Below are 20,696 nucleotides of genomic sequence, written 5' to 3'. Positions count from 1 at the left end.
TTTATGCGTGACGCTCCAAACAAGAGGTGAAAAGTGATGAATAACAACACAAACTGGGTCGGAGATCTGGTTGCAAAAGTTCTAACGAGTGGTGGCGTACCGGAGAAGAAACATTCAATGCATGTGGGGCATGTCCTTGAGATGTCTTCTACTGCGGCCACTAAAAAATTGGCAGGAGGAAGTGAATGGCGAGTTCAGCAGCTGCTTGAAGTTGTGCATTCCGTTGGTATGAGGCTGGATGATTTTTTTCGACTTTACTATCAGGAACAATCTAATAAGGATGTTGAAGTTCATGAGGCAGTTTGGAGCGATGGGGAATTGAATGAGCCCTGTAAGATCTATATTTCTGAAAACCCATCGGAACCGACAAATTACTCTGCATTAAAAATAAATGATGTGTGGCATGTTGTTAAAACAAGCAGTATCCGTGATGATGTGCTATTTGAATCAAAAATGAATATTGATTTAATCGAAATTATTCCCAAAAAAATAGACAAAGAAAAGCATAGAATTGCTGTGCTTGATGACGATAAAAATATCGTTCAGAGCCTATCATCTCTTCTTGAAGGGGATAGATACACAATAAAGGAATTCTATAGTATAGATGAATTAGATGATGCTATCGAACAAACCCCGTTCGATGCATACATATTAGATTGGATTGTAGATAATAAAACCGTTTTCAATACAATTAAAAAAATCAGATCATCAGGAAATAAGCATGCGATGGTTATGGTTTTAACAGGACAGTTATCCGGGGCAGTTGATAGCGAGATCTCAAGAGCTATTAACGAACTTGATATTATTGGCCCCTATGAAAAGCCTATAAAATCTTTCGTTATAAAATCAAATGTAGATAAGTTTTTTCCAAACAAATAGCCATGAACAGATGCTTATTAGAATATACAGGTAGTCTTCTGTTGAATGGGAGATACATCGTGTCTCCCTATGGAGTGAATAAAAAAAAGCCTGTTGGTGATCTTGCACCATTGGCATATAAAACAGTATATAACAATGCATTAAACAAGGTTAAGGTTGATTATAAAAAAATAAAAAAAGTCACCATAATTAATGGATTAGGGGTAACCCTTGGAGATTCAATCATTGGAATCTCTGCTCTACATGCAATTAAATCTATAAATCCGGATATTCATATAACATTGATTAGGCCGGAGCATTGCCAGGACTATGTCGAACAAATTTATCACATGGCATCAGGCATTATTGATAAGTTATTATACTTACCTTTCGACATCTCTAAAATCAACCATACAGACGTTAATATAGATATGGGAAATCAGCTTTATTGGGAAGATTTTGATAGCATCGAGATGCATGATTTTTTTCTAACTAATCTTGGAATCAACCCCAAAAGCATTAATGATAACATCAAAAATAACTCCTGGCTTTTAAACACAGATGTACCAGATTTTGATCTGGGGGAGTATATACTGTTTTGTCCTAACGCGAGTACAAAGATAAGAAGCATCCCCTCACGATTTCATGTTGAAATTGTTGAAGAATTGAGCCACGAGTTCGGCGTTAAAGTATTAGGTTTCAATGACGTAGATCACCCTAATTTCTTTAATATAAGCAACATATCCAGTGATACGTTATCTTTCGCAGGAATCATAAAACATGCATGTTTTTTGTATACCTGCGATTCTTCTGCGCTTCATTTAGGAGCAGGCTTTAATATACCCACAAGGTGTATATTTACCACCGTCAAACCTGAGTTGCGTAGTCTTTACTATACTAAATGTGAATCAATTTATATCGGAAATAACCATACCGCAGGTGTTCATTGCAGCGAAGATGATTATATGCTGGAAGTATTAAATAAAGAATTTGAGGAATTTTATGCATAAGTTTCAACTTTCATTTTTCGCCACGATTTTGTTTGTGACCTCTCAAACAATGGCTGCGACTGAAGATATAAATATTGACGGAATGATTAGCCATAAAAACAATGACATTGGATACACACTCACATTCAATGACTTTATTAAAATGCCAATGGCACACATAAAGACAACGACACCGTGGACGAAACCAAAAACTAAAGTAGATTTTGAGGGTGTTAGAGTTAAAGACATATTAAAGTTAGTCGGTGCTCAAGGGAGAACATTAAGAATGATCGCACTAAATGATTACTCAATAGATATCCCTGTCTCAGATGTTGAAAATTACAACATCATTTTTGCTTACAAAATGAATGGTAAAAAACTTAAAGTAAGAAATTTTGGTCCTTACTTCGTTATATACCCACTCGATGAGCACGCTAGTGAGATAAACAACCCATTGTATTTATCAAGATTCATTTGGCAGGTTAACAAAATTACGGTGCTAAAATGAAAAAGAAATTCCTTATTCTTTTGTCTGGAATGGCAGTTACATTAACTTTTGTTGTATCGACAATAGTTAGATACGATTCTATGTTGTCTGACAAGTCTTTTTATGCCATAAGCGGCACTCAGGAAAACTATGCATGGGCTATTGCAAAGTTTTCAATCCAATTGTCTGAGTTTTACTCTCTTGTTAAGAGCGAAGACAAAGATATGGATAAAATCCGATTAAAGCTAGATATCCTTTATTCCCGCATTCATGTTATTAGAGCAAGGAGTGAGTCGACAGAGCCTTTATATAATCAAGAGGGGTACAAGCAGATTATTGATTCTATTTATTACAAAATAAAAGCGGTAGACTCGTATATAAACACCCCTAACCCAAACATTGAAAAAGTTATTGAGTTAGTCAATAAAATCGAGCCAGACTCAAAATCATTGAACAATATAGCAGACCATGCGGAGGTCAATCAAAGAACAAAAGCCCTTGAGGATTTTAAAGAAAAAAGGCAAAGCCTTATTATTTTGCTGGCAATCGTAACAGTTTTAATCTTTGCTATGTTTATCATAGTAGCTTTTCAGCTATATAAAACCAATAAATTATTAGAAGCTGAAAAAGCTGCATTTAATAATAAAAATGCTTTTTTGGGTGCATTAGGCCATGAATTAAAAACGTCTCTACAGGCAATCACATCTTCAATTGAAATAATATCCTTAAAAAACTCAGAATTGGATTCAAAACATATTGAAAGACTGGAGAATGCCGCGAAGAGGATGGAAAACCAGATGAAAGACCTGGCAGAGTTCGCTAAGGTTGACAATGGAAATATAGTGGTAAACAACATATCATTCAATCTTGCCAAACTTATAAAAGATACAGTTAGCGAATGTGAATCAATTTCCAATAAACATTCTATTGATATTAGAATAGGCAATATTAGCGATAGTCATATAATAAGCGACCCTTTCAGGATTGCACAGATCACAGAAAACTTAGTAACTAATGCCATAAAGTACACCGACAAAGGTCACATAACTATAAATGCTTTTTTAGAAGGTGATAGAACACTTGTCATAGAGGTTGAAGATACAGGAAGAGGCATCCCAAAGGATAAACTAAAATCGATATTCCTCCCTTTCATACGAGTAGCTGATGGAGTAAAAGTCCCCGGATTTGGTATGGGGCTTGCCATTGTTATGGGGGTTGTCAAAACAATGAATGGACGTATAAGTGTCAAAAGTGAGTTAGGGCTTGGAAGTCTATTCAGAATAACGCTGCCTGTAAAAAAATCGACTAAAGAAGAATTGGCTATTTCCGATGTTATTCGAAATGAAGGTTTTACGGCTAACGACCTCAGCATATTGATAATTGATGATGATGAGTTGGTTTGTGAGTCGCTCGCATCAATTTTACAGGGTATATTTCAAGTAGAATATACCTCATCTCCGGAAAGGGCGCTGGAGAAGTTGCGACGTAAACCATACGATCTTGTGCTTAGTGACCTGCAAATGCCAATCATGAATGGCGACGAGCTTTATATGGCAGTAAAAACAGGCTCAGGTCCCAACACACAAACGCCATTTATTTTCATCAGCGCTTACTCCAGCGAGAGTCCAGTTGATGGGGTTGAGCTTCTTACAAAACCAGTCAGGCTTAATGATATACGAAAAAGTATCGAGAAAATATATTCAGATAAATAGTTCGGACACAAAATCAAGGCCAGCATTGTATCCGTAAATGATTTTCCTGGGGGGGCAGTTTAGTGTAAGGCAACGATCCTACCCGCCCCCATAAAGAATGGCGGATGGTCATTACTTTCAGCGACAATTATAACTTTTCCTGGCACTCCCTGTCTGGCCATCAGCGTACGCTTGTGGGGACAGGGGGAAATTCCCTTCAGATCCGCCTGCGACAGCAAAGTCAAATACCCTGACATCCCCTCAGATGCTCTGTCGTTTTAATGCTGCACCGAAGCGGTTTTTATGGCTTATAACTACTGTCGTCATTGTGGCGAACATCGTCGTAATAACGATCGTCATATTGCTGACGAAGTGCTTCCCGTTCACTGTCCGTATACCGGCCTTTCAGCTGGTTAAACTTCTCCCGCGTATAGTCGTATTGTTCCCGGTCACTCGGCACGATGATACTGTCACGATGATGCAGGTTGTGTGCAGCCACCGCATCGCCGGCAGCATAAGCGAAACTGCCATCCCGGCTGAATTCGACACGCTCGCCTGATTTCCAGGCCACCATGTCAACGGCAATGCGCGTGTTGAGGTCACCGTCATCATACGGATTAATGACTTCAACGCGGTCTCCCCGATCAATGATGGCATCCTGCCCCTGGCGGGAATAGACAACCGCGCCGTCACGATGCAGGCGGGCCTCGTAACCATCTGCTTTGAGCAACGAGGTGTCATCTGCAGGTGCACAGTAAATAATATTGTCAGAGGCCTGCGGTGTCCGGTTTTTACGATTCTGTCGGTAAGACCAGCCACGCAACTGACTGAGCGCAGCCTGATCGCCGTGAAGCGCCTGTTGTTCGGTCCAGGCACGGTAGGTCAGCGGCCGCATCATGCCCTCGTCATACAACTTCTGGCGTTCTGCCTTCAGTGCAATACGCAGCGCTGCCATCGACTTCTCACGTTCAAACTCCACGATGTGGTACATGAGCTTACGCATATGCGCGTCTTTCTCGTTATCCCGGATATGGGTCTTCTGTTCTTTAAATGCAGCGGACACAGCCCGGAATCGTTCAGCGGCATGAAGGTCAGGTTTTTTCCAGGCGTTGCGGTACTTCTCGTAGCGTTCGCGCAAATCGATACGGGCGTCAGCGCGTGCCTGCCGGCGCTCCGCACGGGCACCACGATCGCGGACATGCAGTTTGTCACTGTAAGACGTCTGAACACTTTGCTTAACCATTTCCGCAGAACGTGGTGAGGGAACAAAGGTTCCCAGCGCAGGCTCAAGACGGGAAAGCGTCATACCAGGGTGAACCCGCGATGATTTAACGGCCAGTTTCTCGTCGCCACACACATCACGCACGATCAGCCCTTTGCCGGAAGTCTCTAACATTAAACCAGCATCATTCATGACCTGATGCAGTTTTTCCCATGACGCGTTCTTCTCACGGAACATGGCATTAACAGGCTTACGAACATGCTGGACTGCAAAATGATGAAGGGACTCTTTATCAGAGAAGTGTTCAAGCTGTCGCGCTGAACGTGGTGCATTGCGATACCCTTTTCTGGCCCGCACAATGTTGTTGTCAGCATCACGAACCCAGCTTCCGTTATCCACTTTAAATCCGTGCTTCAGTTCCAGTTCCCGGCAGGTACGCTGAAGTTTATCCGCGTCATTCCAGACATTAGCCGCGCGATAAGAAACCGGGTGAACGCGGTTAGCAGCAATATGAACATGCAGATTATCCGTGTCACGGTGAATCGCCGCTACGTACTGGTGCTCTTCCATACCCAGGCGTTTGAGTGAGTGTTTAACACTGTCAAAAACCTGATCGTCAGATGGATTTTCATCTTCCTGCCAGCTCAGGATATAGTGATAAACCGCGTCCTTAACATGCGTGTTCTGCATGGCAATGCTGTTCATCTCCATTGCAGCTGTTTCAACTGACATCAGGTTATGCTGGCAGATAACACCGTCAACAGAACAGCGTATATCACCTTCAGGAGTCATATCAGAAATCTGTTCAATGATCGTTCCTTCACTACGGTTCATGTAGTCAACAAGGCGATCAAAAATGGCCTGGCGGGAACGCGACGGACGCTGGAAACGCTCGTCTTCTTTCAGCTCGTCTTTTAACGGAACATCATCACGCACGGAAACATACGCGACCAGCTGAACAAAGCTGGACTTTCTGTCGCGACGTTTGGGTGGAATGATGGCGTTCATATTTAGTCGTTCTTTTGCTCTATCCTGAAAATGGCTGCCTTGATGGCCTGCAGTATCTCTGCGTACTCCTTACTGCCGACCCCGTTCCCTTCTTTAAAGAGATGCTTCTGTAAACCGCCAAGACGTGAGAGTTCGTTAATGAGCTTGTGATCTGTCTGCGGAGCAATCTTCCTTCCTAACGCAGCCCTAAGCATAAATGCACCTATGCTGAGACCCGCATCCTCCGCCTTTTGACGTATCTCATCCCGCTCTTCCGGAAGGCACCTTACCGGCGGAAGAGTGGCTGTTCTGTTACGTCGCTCACTCTTACTCATGACGCTAAATCTTCCTTTCAGTCCAACAGTTAGCACAGTCTGGGGTGTCGGGGCTTCGCCCTGACCAGGAGTTTTGGATTGCTGCCACCGTGGTGGCGGTAATACAAAACATATCCTGTCCCGCTTTTGAACTTCGCGAATGAGTTTAGCAAATTTGCAACCTGTATGCCAGATGACAAAGGGAGTACGCTGCGCTAGTTCAGGTATATTGATATTCATGCAAGGCACATCATCGCCTGTGTTTCACAGAGAACGGGATAGGCTACGCTTCCTCTAACGCTAAGGGATTATGATTTCCGGAGCTGGTTATCCAAATTTTTACGCAGAAAATTCTGCTCTGCTTGTAATGATTTTTTCGGTAGATACAATGAAAAATTTTCCGGTGGAGGATTCCAGAATGGTTGCCAAAAAATCGAAGCTGTACAGCACAACAGACATCGAATCTATTCGAGGTCAGCTGGCTGAACTCCCAGATGTGACGCAAGAAAGATTACAGAAACGAGATGTACTTGATTCCCTGAAAAGTGATATTGAGACGCTGATTAAAAACAAGGGATACACACTCAGCGAAATCCTTGAGCACCTTAAAAACTTTGGTTTTCATGACGTGACGCTTAAAGATTTAAAAGAGATTACTGAAGGAAAAAGAACACGTCAGAGAAAGCGGGTCTCTTCATCTACTGATGATAAAACGCCAGTCCAGGCGTGAAATTCCCCCTGCTGAAAGTTAAAAAAAACGGCGCTTCCATGAGCGCCGTTCGTTACTTTACATACTGTATCCCATGTAATATTCAAGCCAGAAACAGAAGTGTCGCCACTCCGGTCCGTTCATCGGTGGTACTCTCATTCGCTTACCCTTTGCAAGATCCTCGGCAAGCTGTAGAATGGATAATGACATAAGCAAACCTCACATTTTCTTTTGTCAACCTGCCGGATTGTTCTCGCAATCCGGCTCCCTTTTTTTCTCTGCTTTTTAAACCCCCTTTAGTGTTCCAGATTTTTACCAGTCCCAGTGCTGAAGCTCCTCCACGATGGGTGCATCAGCCTGGAAATGAACCCAGTCATATCCTTCACATTCCAGCACTCTAAGATTTGATATGCAGCCATCACTTACTCCAAAATTTTTCAGACGCTCCTCCCATTCATCGGGCAGAGCACACAACCGAAATAACCAACCGTGAGCAGTACTGCTTATCCAGAACTCTCCGGATTCTTTCCAGTTGTTCCAGAGAAACTCAGGGATAATCTCTGAATCTTGATGGCTGACGTGGCCTGTACAGATCACCGCTACCTTTACTGTTTCAATACCGGTTAATACCATTTCTTAATCTCCTTCCGGGGGAGTTTCTCCCCCGCTCCCGTCGATATTCAGTGCTAATTTATTGGTCTGATATAAGGCATAAAACCGTTGATAAAATCGCGGGAGAACGTGAAATCTCGCCAGATAAGATCACCACTGTTGTCACGCAGTTCAAGTTGAATGGCGTCAATAGAGTAGAAGTTAATTTTCAGATTAGGCAGGAGGCCAAGAGGGTATGCCTGAGACGCTACGGCGTTAATTTTCCGTGCATCAGAGTCAGGTAATTTTGCAGTATCATTGAGTTCCATTTTTTTTACCTCGTCGCCAGTCGGGGCGCTACCGCGAAAGGCTCAACTGCCTTTCGATGTAATAATTATACGTCTAATGAGCCATTTTATCAACTTATCAGACGTATTTTTTAATTTAATTTTGTTCAAATATGAACATTTAATGATGTCAGATATCTAACATAATGGCTTGAATTTGGCCTTGTTGTAGGTGATCCGGTAGTCTTTGCACTTCCCGTTCTGCCGCAGGAACTCCAGCGAGACAACGTTAGCAGCGGCAAAATTGATGCACATAATGCTTTCCAGTGCCTCGAACAGGTCGGCCCCATTGGCAAGCGGAAACCACAGATCGTTGTCGCTACCGCTTAATTTTTCATGCAGACAGAAATGCACAGCACGCACGCCGTCAAATTCCGTAACCAGCACCGTATTGCTGGCGCGAATATCAGTTAGTGTTAACATTTTTCCCCCTGTCAGTATTGGCCCCCTCGCGGGGGCCGCCGCTTCAGTCAATCGCGCGGTAAATCAAACCGGCTTCGGCGTGCTGGTCGGCATATAATTTGAGCTTTTCCTGCTGGGTGATCAGCATGTCGCAGATGTGCTCATAGCCGGCATCATGTGCGTGCCAGATCATGTGGTTCAGGGTGAACAGGGTCAGCACGATACCGGTAGCTTCTGCGGACAGTTCCCCTTCGAACCAGTTACCGCTAACCGATACCGTGAAGCGCTCTGCGCTCAGTGGGTACATGAAGCCGCTACCGCAAGACAGTTCGGCGAACTCCCAGGAACCGCCTTGATAATCGGCGCAGAGAGAACGTGCGTGGTTGTAGACACCGGCCTCACCTGTGAGATACCAGGCGCCGAACAGGCGTGGCAGAAAGGCCATGCGGCGGTTATTGGGGATAATGCGTGCAGTGATGGCGGGTTGATTCAGTTCAGTAGACATTTTCTGTACTCCTGCGCCAGTCGGGGCGCTACCGCGAAAAGCCTCATTGCCTTTCGATGTGATTATTATACGTCTAATGAGCCATATTAATCAAGCAAAATATTCCCGCCTGCCTGAATATTTTCAGGCGGGAGAACTCTTTCCCCTGTCCATTTTTGGGGGCAGGATCACGCCTGCCCCCTTCTGATTCACATGATTACTATGACGTTGTTTCAGCGTTAAAGTGTACGGCTGCGATCCTGACCAACGGGATCACCGCGCTTTCCTCATCGAGCACACGAAAATTTATCGCTTCCCCCAGGTGCATCAGGTTAGCGATAAAATCAACGATGATTTCGGAAACCGGGTGTCCGTCGCAGTCCTGCTCATTCAGGCGCGCAAACAGCGCCAGCGCCTTAGCGGCCTTGATTGCCCGCTCTTCGTTTTCTTCGTCCATACTGCCGAAACACCATTGCCCCTTTTCAATCAGGGCCAGCGTGTCGTAATAGGCTTCATTCTGGGACATGTTTTTTCCTCCTGCGCCAGTCGGGGCGCTACTGTGAAAGTTCGCTGCGTTACTGCGTGAATTAGCCGTTAATCACCTTCGTGATGCACTCCAGCGCCTCAGACTCCTGCGGATAAAGTCGGCGTGCAGCTCCTTCACCAGACTGGATTTCTTCCAGCCGGATAAACTGCGCCGCCAGCGCCACGACTTTTTGCAGCGCCTCGGCATTGACCTCTATTTTTCGATCGCGGGCGGCATCTTCGCGCACCTGCTTTGCCAGGCTCCAGACGGTATCTTTTCCGACGCCATAACGGCTGTGTGAACTGCATTCCGCGATTTCTGCCAGAACGGCTTCGGCCTCATCGTCAGTGAGGTTCATATCACTGGTGCAGTCATGGACATCTTCAGCAGTCCAGATCAGCAGGCTGATCCGCTGCTGTGGATCAAAACTGTCGAGAAGCCTTGCGCAAATTTCATTTACGTTACCGTGCATTGTAAAACTCCTGCGCCAGACGGGGCGCTGCCGCGAAAGACCGGATGCCTTTCGATGTAATTATTGTACGTCTAATGAGCCATGTTAATCAAGCGATTTTTCACGCTCATAGCCGCTACAGGCAACGCTGTAGCCGTTTGCATCCAGTTCTGAAGGCCAGTCGTCACGCCCGCAACCTGACAGCAGGCAGGCGCTGAGGTGCCCAGGGCGATAGTCGAGATGCTGGCATGAGGCGCAAAGGTCATCATCTGAGATTGAGCGGCCTGCACAAACAGGCGGCGCGCCATCAGTGGGAATGTCTTGAATATGCAGCGTTGTCACTTTTTTTTACTCCTGCGCCAGTCGGGGCGCTGCCGGTTAGGGATGCAGGGGGCTGTCGCCCCCTGCGGCGGTTCAGTCCTTACCCTTATCCTTCATGACTTTAATCAGCCCGGTAATGGCAGTAATGAGGGCGGCCACGGCCGTGATAATCTGAGGGAGGTTATGGAGGATTTCAGAAGAGGTCATAATGCACCTGTAAGGCTATTTAGGAAGGTACTGATTTGAATCAGTAAAAACATTATACGTCTAATGAGACATATGCGCAAGCAAAAAAACGCCCCTCGTGGGGGCGCTGTGATTATTTTACATACTGCCAGACATGCGGCGGGATCTTATCCCAGATGCATCCCGATGCCAGCTCTGCGCGGCGATGGTCGGCGGCAGCCTCAAAAGCCGCGGTGTCCTCCTCCGGCACCTGTCCACGATCCCGCATGGATTCGTACATTTTTTCCAGTGTGTCCGGGTTACGACTGCGCCGAAAACGGAGAAGGTAAAAACGCCTCCGCGCCTGATAAACTGTTTCCGCCATGTATCTGCGTCCTGAGCGCCTTGTTATTTCGCATAGTATTCACGTTTTGGTTGAATAAGTCTTCGACTATACGCCCCTTGCGGGGCGTGGCAGGCGGTCAGCCCCAGGTGCTGTAAAAATGGCTTTCGTTAGGATCGGTCTTATAAGCCTGTTCGTACTCGTCAATGCTGACAGACGGATGCTCATGGTTTTCACAGATGCGACGGGTCACGGGTTCGCCTTTAAAGTCGTTCAATACCGGCTTTAACTCGCCAGACATTGCACTGTCTGCTTTCACCTGCTGCGCAGCGATGCGGCGCAGTACAGCGGTTTTCTTACCGCGCAGGGCGATCACCTGATAAAAACAGGTATTTGTCTGCTCATAACCCCAGCTGGAAACAAAAACATCACCAAGAGAAACGGAGCCGTTACGGAACTGAAGGGATTGAATAGCCATGTTTATTACTCCTGCGCCAGTCGGGGCGGTACCGCGAAAAGCCTCATTGCCTTTCGATGTGATCATTATACGTCTAATGAGCCATATTATTCAAGCAATAAATACATGCCCGGCATGATTTTCTCAGGCCGGGGAATACTTCCTTTCCCTGTTTATATTTCAGGCCGCAAATGCGGCCTGCCGTCTGCATTACACGCGAGGGGGTAACATTCCGGGATAGTGACTGGCAACCAGATTATTGATCTTCTCAACCAGCTCCGGGCGTTTAAACGTAATGTGGGCGCTGCCCTTTTTGTAATATCGCACGCTGAAGTAATCACACTCGAACACCTTACCGTTGAACTGGTTTTCACTGAAAAAGGCATCCAGTCTGGCACCGTCAGAAACGCGGTAATCAGGCACGTTACGCCCGTCCAGCACGTAGAACGGCCGCGCCAGATCGTCAATTTTGGTGTGCCCGTCTGAGCTGAAGCGCACCCAGCCACTGCGCCAGACATCGAGCAACGGCGCGATGATGATACGCTTGCCAAACATGCAGGGGTTATTGGTTTTATAATCCCACGACAGGGATTTAAAGATATCAATCAGCCCTTGCGTGAAGGTATCAGCCTTGCTTGCGTTCAGGTGCCGGAACGTACTCATAACGTTATCCAGCGTTATCGGCGGCATTTCTTTGCCTGCCACCTGCCGATCCCATTCCTGACGTTGCTTGTTGCTCATCAGCGTATACATACCGGTTTCCGTCATCAGCCGATCCCAGATTTTTCCGTCGATAACGCGGGAAATAGCCGTTTCGGCCTGATCTGGCGTGGTGTCGCTCCATTTGATGGCGCTCTCTACGGCTTTGTCGTAGTCATAGAGGTACTGGCAGCCTCCGGCCTGCTGCATCAGATCGCGCGCTTTTCGCAGCTTGTCTATGCCGTCGAGATAGACGCGGATACCTTCATCCCGCAACGAGATGATGCGCTCAATAGCAATGGACGGGATCACTTCACCGCCATGCTGGCAGTACATCAGATCGACTGACGGGAGAGTATTTTTAGATGACATTTCAGACTCCTGCGCCATGCGGGGCGCTACCGTAAGGGTTGAACAGGGCTGGTAATGCCAGCCCTTCAATGATTATTTGCAGCTCTGGAGCAGTTTACTGACCTGCGCGGCCAGCGCATACGTGGATGAATATGGACCACTTAAACGGCGGTTAGGGATTTCGTTGAGGGCATACAGGCACGCCTTCAGCAGCGCATCTTTCTGCGTGTCCAGTTCAGCTTTAAGCTGGGAAGGGGTCAGTGCTTTACTCATAATTTTTTACTCCTGCGCCAGTCGGGGCGCTACCGCGAAAAGCCTCATTGCCTTTCGATGTGATTATTATACGTCTAATGAGCCATATAAAGCAAGCATTATATGATTACTTTTCTTTGTTTTTCCCTTGACGCCTGTCCCTGTAAATATTGCTTTTAGATCCAGATGGCGGCACTTTGCCGGCATGGTGCAGAGGTCCAGGCATCAGACACCCGCGATAGCCTGAACCCGCTGAGGGAACGGTGGAGCCACCAGGGAATGACGGCAACTGACCTGAAATGAACAGGAAGGAAACGCTCTGCGGATATCTAAAGTAGGCTCACTGGCAAATACCAGGCCGAAATCAAATCAGAATGGGGCTGAATGCGCGCCTGGACACGTCAAAGCGATTAATGCGAGAAGGTTGCAGCTTTTTTAAAGAAGCACTCAGAGAGGCGTACAGCGCGTTTCAGAGCAATACAGGTTTAATGCCCGTACAGCCCCTGCAGGAGGCGGCCACCTTCTCAGTTTTCAGCCCCGGCCAGATAGCGGCTCAGCCCCTCACTGGATTCCAGTACCGATGTTCGGTACTGCGGTTCGCAGTTGCACAAGCCCTTCAGCTTCTCTTCAGGAAGCACATTTTCGCGCCGGTGTTTTGCGCTGCTATTTCCAGATCGGCGGTAAGCCGGCATCGATGCAAAGGATGCACCAGACGGAATACGCGATGTCGCTTTCTCCGTTCACCCAGCGGCGCACCGTTCTGCCGTTAACGCCAACATGTCGCGCAAGCCCCTCCTGACTCAGGTTGAGCACATTTTCCAGCAAATAGCGGAGTTCATCCCCCGTCGGCGGGGTCCATTTGTCAGCGGGACGGAAACAGCTTTCGCGGATTGCGCCCACGTTCAGTGGCACGGTATATTTATTGCCCATAGCAAGCCTCCAGAGCCGGCCGCACCACTGTGCGGCCGCGGTTGTCAAATCAGACCATGTTCAGCAAAAGAGAAAATATCGCAGCCGCCCACAATCAGGTGATCGAGGACTTTGACGTCAACCATCCCCAGCACCTGCGCCAGACGCTCGGTGATCAGCTTGTCAGCCTGACTGGGTTCAGTGAAAGCGGAAGGATGGTTATGCGCCAGTACCACGGCGGCGGCATTATGATGCAGGGCGCGTTGCAGGACGATACGCGGATGAACGGTGACACTGTTGATAGTTCCCTGAAACAGTTCTTCAAAGGCGATCACGCCATTCTGACTGTTGAGAAAGAACGCGCAGAATGATTCGCGTGGTTCTGCAGCAAGACGAAACCGCAGCAAGGAACGCGCGGCGTCTGCACCGGTAATAAAATCCGTGGTGGTAATTTTGCTGGCAATAATGGCATCCGCCTGGCGGATAATGTTGAGTTCTTCTGCTGAAAATTTCATATATTTCCCTCGGTAGGGGACCTGAGCACCTTGCCCGGCCACAAATATATATTAGGACATTTTGTCCTATATGTAAATACAGTATTTTATAAAAAAACCAGAATTAACGGGCTTTTATCAGGTCGGCAGCTGATCTTGTTTCACTTTTTCAACCAGCTGCAGTGACGGATGCTCACCGGCCAGCAGTAACAGGAAGTTGAATTCCCCGGTCTTGAGCTTCACGCCACGCTGTGCGGCCTTCTCTTTGGTCTGCCATGACGCCGGCTTATAGCCAAACAGCGCTGCAATTTCTGCGTGTTTCAGCCCCAGCGCCAGACGCAGGCGGCGAACGTCTTCGGCCGTGGCAGGCTCTTTAACCATATCATCCGGGCTGAATGTCCTGTTCAGGCGGTAATCAGGATGCACGCCGGCGATCAGCATCAGCATGTTATATTCGCCCGGCCGAAGACTGGTCTTGTTGTACTGACTGAGGTCGTCGCTGATGGCTTCCTTACGCTGCCAGGCGCGCAGTTCATACCCCATGACGGCCCCTAATGCGGTTTCAGTCATGCCCATTTTTCCCCGGAGCATCTTCACCGTTTCCGGCTGCGGAACGACGCTAACCATCTTAATCATCACCCTTCTCCCAGAAGTCAGAATTCAGAAATATTTTCACCTGGCGCGTGCGGGGATAGTCCTGGAGTTTCAGTCCCTCTCGCGTGTCAGACAGGTACTGTGTTTCCTGCTGCACCTTATTGATTTTGCCATTCCATTTGCGGACCAGCGCCCGGTAACTCCCGTTCTCCTGCTGATAAACTTCAAACGTATACTTGCTCGAACCGCTCCAGCCTTCGTTGTAGTAGACCTGTTTCATAGGATCTGCCTCATCGATATGCCCCGTAAACATGACATCCCGGCCACAGTGACTGAACCAGTAACCGCGGGGCTTAGCCGGTTGCCGGTCGCTTATTTCCCGCCTGGATAGCGTGCAGAAAGGCCATGAGCGCAGGTGACTTCCTGAACTCAGGTTAATCTGGCATGACGTGTGGTGCAGGGAGCTGCGCTGCTGCCGCAGGCAATGGTCACTGATGATCACCGGTACAGCACGGGAAACGAACAGGGGGAATGATTGCATGGTTTTACTCCTTCGCCAGGCGGGGCGCTACCGAAAAATGAGCCTTAACAATACGGCGAATGAGCCATATAATCAAGTTAAATTGCCGGCGGCAGAGTGTCTGCCGCTGCTGCAGGCACACCGCTGATCAGCACCACATTTTCCACATTAGAGCTGTCAGCGATGGCGCGGAAGTTCACCTTAGTCATCATCCGGGAACAGATGCTGGACGTTCTTACGGGTTTCTTCCAGATTCTTATCCTCCGGTGCCGCCGGTTCGGGAGTCACGGCAGGGCTGTTTTCCGGCCTTGATCCGCCTGTCGGCGGTAACGTATTACTGGCGCCGCCGGTGGCCTGCAGAAACGCCTCAAACAGACGCGCCATCTCTCCTGTATCCTGCTGCGGCAGCGTACTGCTGATGATCCGCTGAATATCCTGCATCGAGGTGCCTTCCGTCAGAAATTCAGCGATCAGGAACGGCAGGCGTTCGTCCTGTTTCATCAGCGCGGCACCACAGAGCATCATGGCGCGCATCGCGCGGCCGCGCTCTTTCTGAGGCAGTTTCTCAAGAAATCCGTCGGCTACCCGGTCCGCCGCATTGCGATCCGGATAGATATAAAACGAGCACTTACGGTTATCAGTCATACTCAGCCCTTCATTGCCACCATGCCCAATACCAGATCGAACTGCGGGTTATCGCTGACGAAGAAGCGATCGTCACTCACCCCCGTGGCCTGCTTCACTGCGCTGGCGACCAGGCTGGCGCCGCCCCCGACAACCATGACGTGTGTGAAGCCGGCAAAGCGGCCAACTGAATCGGTGACGCGGTGCGTCAGGGCTTTTTCACGCTCGTGCAGCACCTTCATTACCTGGGCCCGCTGGTCAGCGTTCTGAAGATAACGGGAAAGAAAACTATCGTCATTTCGCGCCTGGATCAGACGGTCGGCAAAATATGAACTGGTACGGGTACTCACGCTGGTATCCAGTGCGTGTTTTACGGCCTCGGTGATGATGGATACGCCGGTTTTAGGATCGCAATGCGTCTTGGTGAACCCGGACATTTTGCTGCGAACGTGCGCGATATCCAGCGTCGTTCCACCGATATCGACAATCAGCAGGGAGTCCAGATCGTCCAGATCCTTCAGCACACTGAAGCCTGCAGGGACCGACTCTGGCAGCACACTGACTTTACGCACGGTAAAGCTCTCATGCCCCTGAACGGTCACCGCGCGTTTCACGTTCGCTTTTTTCCGCTCGATTTTGGCCATATCAGGCTGATCGTTCTCATCCAGATACTCGCCCAGCGGCAGCGTCACAACAATGTCAACCGGTTGCGGTTCAATGCCGGACTGCATCAGCGCGTGGTGGATAGCGACTACATTCACATCACTGTACTGATAGCGGGTTTCCGTGGTGCGCACGGCATCAGGGCTCAGCTGGTCAAAGCTGTACTTTTCCCCGTCAATTTCATAGTTGGCGGAAGCCGGCCCCGTTGAATCAGTCAGCAGCGTCATGGACCATTCTGGTTTAAAGCTGTTCGGACTGATCAACGTTTTCACTTCACCGTCTGCCACCCATGCCAGTTTGATATTGGTGGAACCGTCGTCAACAAAAATACGCATTTCAAACCTCACATTATTTAGAAAAAAACCGTATCCATCAGGAAAAATACAACATTCAAATGGATTATTACGTATCCGGGTTTGCGTGTAAAGACAAAAAGACGCACTAATGTAGAAAAATACAGAAAAATAACGAACAAAAACCAACAAACGAGGGCCAGACCGTCCTGCAAACGGCCTGATAAAGAAACATTAAGGATTAATTTAGATTTATATGGAAATATAAGGATGGAATGAGGATTATTCCGGAAGTGTTAAATGACTGTCAGGAAGGCTGAATCGGACGCCATACTGACGCCCGACATCGAGCGCAAACACGCGCGTGTAGGTTTCAGTGGTTTCCAGCCGGGAATGCCCGGCGTAGGCCTGCACAACTTTCAGAGGAACCCCATGCTGGATCAGGTGCATACAGAAGCTGTGCCGGAACGTGTGGCAGGTGACGGGGATACTAAAAGTGACAGAGTCACGTTTTGCGAGGTCCAGCGCTTTCCTGATCCAGTTACGCGGCGTGTTATCACTCTGCACCGGCCAGAGCAGCTGCTGTTTGCCAATACGCAGGGTGGTCAGAAACTCACGCACCTTTCTGACATATTGAGGATCGGTCAGAGGAACAATACGGAACACCGCCTCATCCTTCCCGGGTCTCCCACGCCCGCGCTGACGCTGTTTAAGCGTCTTCAGCCGGACAAACGGCCGGGAACCGTCAAGCTGAAAGCTGGCGCCGGTCAGCGCCAGCGCCTCATTAATGCGTGCGCCCGTGTTCCAGAGGGTGTCGAAAAGGACCTGCTGGCGCAGGTCAGGCACATATCGCAGAAATAACGACACCTCCGGGGCCAGCAGGTATTTGGGTAAATCAGCCTGGCTGGCCATCTCCCGCAGCGCCAGTGCATCGGCATAATCGAAGTAGACGTATGCCACGCGCCCGGTCTCGATGGCGTCGCTACGTGAATTCTGAGGAATTTGCAGGGGAAAAGTGTTCAATTTTTTAAAATCCGGTAATCAGCCGGCAGGAGGCTGAATTTTAAAGTGTTTTTTGCCGAAACCGGCTCATAGTAACCTGTAACTGAAGCCGGCACCGCGACTGTTATCGTAAATCTGCTGGCCGGACTGACCAGCATCTTCACTGTACACCTTCATACGCCGGCCGTTAGTCAGCGAATCCATTTTCCGCCGTGCGTTGTTGTCGTCATAACGCACGGGCAGGCACGCACCTTTACTCGCGCTCTCACTTTCGACTCGGAACACCCGTACCCTGACAGCCTTCTTCCGCGCCTGGTCAGGATCTTCACCACTGACCACACCCGTCAGTTTCTGAAGCGTATCTGCCGGGCTGCTGTACTCAGCCTGGCTGAGATAGCGGCCGTTCGGGGTTAACCAGAAATCCTGGCTGTCACTGACACGGTAGGTTTCACCGTGGCTGGCGATGCCTGATACGTTACAGAAGCGCCCATAATCGGTGGGTTGTCCGGGTAGCACAGCGCACCCTGTCAGCAGCAGCACCGGCAGAGCGGTGACGTATCCTTTTAGTTTCATATAATCTCCTGTTGAGGATGAACCATTTCTGCCGGCAGCCGGGATCCCGGATACGGGATAAAAGAGCCGATAACAGGGATGGACTCATTCATTACTGAGCCTCAGCACTTCGTTCTTCAGCTGCCGCAGCAGCCTGTCTTTGCTCATGGTCTTCATTGTTGGCCATTCCGCTTTCAGCGTGAGTGCAGCGGTGGCAAGTTGTATCGTCCGGGGCACAGCCTCACCGTCCTCATATTTTACCAGGCTGGTACGGCTGATGCCGAGCTCTGCCGCGGCGCGTTCCTGGGTCCAGTTCAGGCCCCGTCGCCAAAGGATCAAGTCAAATCCGGTCAATTCGCCGCACTCCCATGCTCTGTACGGGTGGATTAGTTTGTTATATTCCGCCTGTGTTTACAGTCTGAAAATGTTCATATTTGAACATTTTAATGCATATTAAAACACTAAATCCGCCGTAAACACAACAGGAGACGCGATGGATATCAAACATCAGGAAGCATTTGAGGCGGTTAAACAGGCACTGAAGGGCAAAATGGACTCGTCGTCTTTTTCACGCGCACTTCCTGTCTGATATCACGGCCCGTCAGGAACCCGGCGCACAGCTGCAGCACAAACAGCATGCCTGGCGTCTTCATGATGCTTCTCCCTGTCCCTTTTCACCTGCCCTGTATAACCCTGCCGGGCTTCACACATCAGGCCGGCTGATAATTTGCCCCCTTATTTTTTCACCCTGTGACTTTTACGCCCGCAACCACCGGAAAATACCTTTTGGCCGGTGCCACAATTGCGGAAAAAACGTAAATACCGTGAAAAGCGAAATCAACAGGGGAAGGAAGGCAGGGGAGCGGCCGCGCGGCTGCCGGCGCGGACACCATATCTTGTGCCGTTCTCAGCTGACGGAGCCACTACATATAGCGTTATCCACAGAAACGGTGGATAAGTGGCGGCGCTGCGGAGAATACCGCTAAACCGCAACGGACCGCAAAACGACACTCCCTGATAAAGATGACATCAAAATGATCACCATATGAAGACACCAAAAAACACCAAACGATCACATATTGACTCATTGCATTCTGACAGGCATAGTGACTGAAAATCAGTCAGCCAGGAGAACGCCATGCAGCGTCTGAACGTCCGCAACATCCCAGATGAAATCTACAGGCAGTTTGAGCAGGAAGCCGCCCGCCAGGAGCGCAGCACCGAGGCGCACGCCCGTTTTGTGATCGCACAGTCCGTGCAGCGTGAAGCAGCTCTTACCGGCGCCGATCGTTACCGCCGGGAGCTGAGCGCCCGCCTCAGGCACCTGTTACCCCTGGTCAACGAAGCGGCCTCCCGCCCCGGCCCCAATTACCAGCCGCCGATGGACGCGGCCGCCCTGGCGGAGCGCCTCGGTGAGGCCAACCCACTGGCGGTGATGAACTGGTTTTCCGGCCACGACGTCCCGGATTTTGAGCAGGCCGACCGTCTGGCCACTTACCTGGGCTGTTCCGCACGCTGGCTGAAATTCGGCGAGGGACGCCCGTTCGCGTTCGGTTCGCAGCGACGCCTTAACGGCCACGGCAGCGCGTATGACGATGCGCGCGCCCTGCTGACGCCAGACGCCGCCGGCAATCCGGTCTATAAGATCAGCCTCATCCGCGAAGACTCCCCGGAGGGGAGTATTCTCATCCTGCGTGAGTTCCGCAACAGCCTGCAGGCGGAGATCTTCTGGACTAACCTCCACCTGAGCGAACACGTCGGCAATACCGGTTTTCACGATCTGTGCGATTTTTTCGCCATGCTCGAGCAGCTGTATATTTTCTATACCATTAACGATGTGTTCGTGAAAAGTTACGATATCGCCCGGGGACGGCTGAAGTATGAATTTGAAGAGAACGACTGTCACCCGCTGCTGATCACAAAACGCTGCGGCCGGGAAAACATCTGGTGGGAGGATATCTGGCACGAAGAAATGCTGGGTAAGCGCAATCCGGAACGCAACGGCGGGTATTTCTGGCCGGACGATCGGGAGATTATCAATAGGGTCATGGCGCACCTGAAGGAGAAGCAACGTCTGATGGATAAGGACGACCTGGAGATGCTGACGCGCTACTCTTTCGGGATGGACGAACAACGTTCCCGTTACAGGCTCGCCACCCACACCGGTACGACAGAACAGGAGTCTGACGATGAATGATGAAATACGCCATGAAAAACCCGTTGAGGTGAATCTGCAGCTGACGCACAGGGAAGCACAGGCGCTCGCACAGCTGGTCAAGCGGCAGGGATTCAGTGACTGCCGCCGGCTGGCAACGTCTGATATTGAGGCATACCTGATGATGGATGGTATCAATCAGCTCATGAAAGCACTGGCGGAAGAGGGTTATGCACCACGGTAG

General features: G+C 49.2%; 29 protein-coding genes. 7 read left to right on the top strand and 22 right to left on the bottom strand.

What is annotated here, in order from left to right; translation table 11 throughout:
- The first annotated feature begins 36 nt into the window (after positions 1–36).
- The 4 genes from KB890_RS26940 to KB890_RS26925 are packed head-to-tail and all read left to right on the top strand — an operon-like array spanning position 37 to position 4,046.
- On the top strand, positions 37–879 hold the full coding sequence (locus KB890_RS26940) for a helix-turn-helix domain-containing protein (RefSeq protein WP_032440572.1): 843 nt from the start codon (positions 37–39) through the stop codon (positions 877–879).
- Positions 880–938: 59 nt separating this feature from the next.
- On the top strand, positions 939–1,868 hold the full coding sequence (locus KB890_RS26935) for a glycosyltransferase family 9 protein (RefSeq protein ID WP_032440581.1): 930 nt from the start codon (positions 939–941) through the stop codon (positions 1,866–1,868).
- A complete protein-coding gene (locus KB890_RS26930; protein ID WP_032440571.1) occupies positions 1,861–2,355 on the top strand; it encodes a putative pterin-binding protein in 495 nt (164 codons plus the stop codon). Before KB890_RS26935 ends, KB890_RS26930 begins: the two co-directional genes overlap by 8 nt.
- The gene (locus KB890_RS26925; protein ID WP_032440570.1) at positions 2,352–4,046 is read left to right on the top strand and encodes an ATP-binding response regulator; all 1,695 of its coding nucleotides are present in this window, start codon (positions 2,352–2,354) and stop codon (positions 4,044–4,046) included. Before KB890_RS26930 ends, KB890_RS26925 begins: the two co-directional genes overlap by 4 nt.
- A gap of 280 nt (positions 4,047–4,326) precedes the next feature.
- Here the strand turns inward: KB890_RS26925 and traI are convergent, their stop codons facing one another.
- Both traI and mobA read right to left on the bottom strand, forming a co-directional pair.
- Positions 4,327–6,255 (bottom strand): TraI/MobA(P) family conjugative relaxase, encoded by a 1,929-nt coding sequence (gene traI / locus KB890_RS26920; RefSeq protein WP_032440569.1) that lies wholly within the window; start codon positions 6,253–6,255, stop codon positions 4,327–4,329.
- Between the two features lie 2 nt (positions 6,256–6,257).
- Complete coding sequence (mobA, locus tag KB890_RS26915; protein ID WP_016162079.1) at positions 6,258–6,569, bottom strand: plasmid mobilization protein MobA; 312 nt, start codon at positions 6,567–6,569, stop codon at positions 6,258–6,260.
- 289 nt (positions 6,570–6,858) lie between these two features.
- Between mobA and KB890_RS26910 the strand changes: the two genes are divergently transcribed.
- A complete protein-coding gene (locus KB890_RS26910) occupies positions 6,859–7,278 on the top strand; it encodes a CBS domain-containing protein (protein WP_058674280.1) in 420 nt (139 codons plus the stop codon).
- 291 nt (positions 7,279–7,569) lie between these two features.
- Here KB890_RS26910 and KB890_RS26905 read toward each other — a convergent pair whose 3' ends face one another.
- The 20 genes from KB890_RS26905 to KB890_RS26810 all read right to left on the bottom strand — a co-directional run bounded on the left by KB890_RS26905 (position 7,570) and on the right by KB890_RS26810 (position 18,651).
- Positions 7,570–7,890 carry a DUF5983 family protein gene (locus KB890_RS26905; RefSeq protein WP_032440568.1) on the bottom strand — a complete coding sequence of 107 codons (321 nt, stop codon included), beginning with the start codon at positions 7,888–7,890 and terminating at the stop codon, positions 7,570–7,572.
- Between the two features lie 53 nt (positions 7,891–7,943).
- Positions 7,944–8,177 (bottom strand): hypothetical protein, encoded by a 234-nt coding sequence (locus KB890_RS26900; protein WP_032440567.1) that lies wholly within the window; start codon positions 8,175–8,177, stop codon positions 7,944–7,946.
- A gap of 156 nt (positions 8,178–8,333) precedes the next feature.
- Positions 8,334–8,618, bottom strand: a complete 285-nt coding sequence (locus tag KB890_RS26895; protein WP_032440566.1) for a hypothetical protein — start codon at positions 8,616–8,618, stop codon at positions 8,334–8,336.
- Positions 8,619–8,661: 43 nt separating this feature from the next.
- Complete coding sequence (locus tag KB890_RS26890; protein WP_032440565.1) at positions 8,662–9,102, bottom strand: antirestriction protein; 441 nt, start codon at positions 9,100–9,102, stop codon at positions 8,662–8,664.
- 199 nt (positions 9,103–9,301) lie between these two features.
- Entirely contained in the window at positions 9,302–9,607 is a 306-nt protein-coding gene (locus tag KB890_RS26885; protein WP_023285840.1) for a hypothetical protein, read from the bottom strand.
- 61 nt (positions 9,608–9,668) lie between these two features.
- Positions 9,669–10,079: a DUF1380 family protein gene (locus KB890_RS26880; protein ID WP_004187342.1), complete on the bottom strand. Its 411-nt coding sequence runs from the start codon at positions 10,077–10,079 to the stop codon at positions 9,669–9,671.
- An 84-nt stretch (positions 10,080–10,163) separates the two neighbouring features.
- Positions 10,164–10,400 (bottom strand): hypothetical protein, encoded by a 237-nt coding sequence (locus KB890_RS26875; protein ID WP_086556679.1) that lies wholly within the window; start codon positions 10,398–10,400, stop codon positions 10,164–10,166.
- A 298-nt stretch (positions 10,401–10,698) separates the two neighbouring features.
- A complete protein-coding gene (locus KB890_RS26870; RefSeq protein WP_040213052.1) occupies positions 10,699–10,929 on the bottom strand; it encodes an Hha/YmoA family nucleoid-associated regulatory protein in 231 nt (76 codons plus the stop codon).
- 97 nt (positions 10,930–11,026) lie between these two features.
- Positions 11,027–11,365 (bottom strand): hypothetical protein, encoded by a 339-nt coding sequence (locus KB890_RS26865; protein ID WP_004187354.1) that lies wholly within the window; start codon positions 11,363–11,365, stop codon positions 11,027–11,029.
- A gap of 189 nt (positions 11,366–11,554) precedes the next feature.
- Positions 11,555–12,415, bottom strand: a complete 861-nt coding sequence (locus KB890_RS26860) for a DUF4942 domain-containing protein (RefSeq protein WP_032440562.1) — start codon at positions 12,413–12,415, stop codon at positions 11,555–11,557.
- A 72-nt stretch (positions 12,416–12,487) separates the two neighbouring features.
- A complete protein-coding gene (locus KB890_RS26855) occupies positions 12,488–12,667 on the bottom strand; it encodes a hypothetical protein (protein WP_023285836.1) in 180 nt (59 codons plus the stop codon).
- A 642-nt stretch (positions 12,668–13,309) separates the two neighbouring features.
- Positions 13,310–13,576 (bottom strand): helix-turn-helix domain-containing protein, encoded by a 267-nt coding sequence (locus KB890_RS26850; protein ID WP_023285835.1) that lies wholly within the window; start codon positions 13,574–13,576, stop codon positions 13,310–13,312.
- Positions 13,577–13,620: 44 nt separating this feature from the next.
- Positions 13,621–14,070 carry a JAB domain-containing protein gene (locus KB890_RS26845; RefSeq protein WP_032440561.1) on the bottom strand — a complete coding sequence of 150 codons (450 nt, stop codon included), beginning with the start codon at positions 14,068–14,070 and terminating at the stop codon, positions 13,621–13,623.
- A gap of 117 nt (positions 14,071–14,187) precedes the next feature.
- On the bottom strand, positions 14,188–14,685 hold the full coding sequence (locus tag KB890_RS26840) for a helix-turn-helix domain-containing protein (protein ID WP_032440560.1): 498 nt from the start codon (positions 14,683–14,685) through the stop codon (positions 14,188–14,190).
- Positions 14,678–15,184, bottom strand: coding sequence for a hypothetical protein (locus KB890_RS27645; RefSeq protein ID WP_223178614.1), 507 nt, complete (start codon positions 15,182–15,184; stop codon positions 14,678–14,680). Before KB890_RS27645 ends, KB890_RS26840 begins: the two co-directional genes overlap by 8 nt.
- A 180-nt stretch (positions 15,185–15,364) precedes the next feature.
- Positions 15,365–15,808 carry a plasmid partitioning/stability family protein gene (locus KB890_RS26830; RefSeq protein ID WP_032440559.1) on the bottom strand — a complete coding sequence of 148 codons (444 nt, stop codon included), beginning with the start codon at positions 15,806–15,808 and terminating at the stop codon, positions 15,365–15,367.
- Between the two features lie 2 nt (positions 15,809–15,810).
- Positions 15,811–16,785: a plasmid segregation protein ParM gene (locus KB890_RS26825; protein ID WP_032440558.1), complete on the bottom strand. Its 975-nt coding sequence runs from the start codon at positions 16,783–16,785 to the stop codon at positions 15,811–15,813.
- A 240-nt stretch (positions 16,786–17,025) separates the two neighbouring features.
- Positions 17,026–17,766 carry a tyrosine-type recombinase/integrase gene (locus tag KB890_RS26820; protein ID WP_032440557.1) on the bottom strand — a complete coding sequence of 247 codons (741 nt, stop codon included), beginning with the start codon at positions 17,764–17,766 and terminating at the stop codon, positions 17,026–17,028.
- 66 nt (positions 17,767–17,832) lie between these two features.
- Positions 17,833–18,318 carry a hypothetical protein gene (locus tag KB890_RS26815; RefSeq protein ID WP_032440556.1) on the bottom strand — a complete coding sequence of 162 codons (486 nt, stop codon included), beginning with the start codon at positions 18,316–18,318 and terminating at the stop codon, positions 17,833–17,835.
- 84 nt (positions 18,319–18,402) lie between these two features.
- A complete protein-coding gene (locus KB890_RS26810; RefSeq protein ID WP_032440555.1) occupies positions 18,403–18,651 on the bottom strand; it encodes a helix-turn-helix domain-containing protein in 249 nt (82 codons plus the stop codon).
- A gap of 784 nt (positions 18,652–19,435) precedes the next feature.
- Between KB890_RS26810 and KB890_RS26805 the strand changes: the two genes are divergently transcribed.
- Together KB890_RS26805 and KB890_RS26800 are read left to right on the top strand one after the other, a co-directional pair.
- A complete protein-coding gene (locus KB890_RS26805) occupies positions 19,436–20,494 on the top strand; it encodes a FitA-like ribbon-helix-helix domain-containing protein (RefSeq protein ID WP_032440554.1) in 1,059 nt (352 codons plus the stop codon).
- Complete coding sequence (locus tag KB890_RS26800) at positions 20,487–20,696, top strand: DUF7706 family protein (RefSeq protein ID WP_032440553.1); 210 nt, start codon at positions 20,487–20,489, stop codon at positions 20,694–20,696. Before KB890_RS26805 ends, KB890_RS26800 begins: the two co-directional genes overlap by 8 nt.

The sequence above is a fragment of the Klebsiella sp. P1954 genome (assembly GCF_018199955.1).
Taxonomy (GTDB): Bacteria; Pseudomonadota; Gammaproteobacteria; order Enterobacterales; family Enterobacteriaceae; genus Klebsiella; species Klebsiella pneumoniae.
This window is presented reverse-complemented; position numbering and strand designations above follow the sequence as displayed.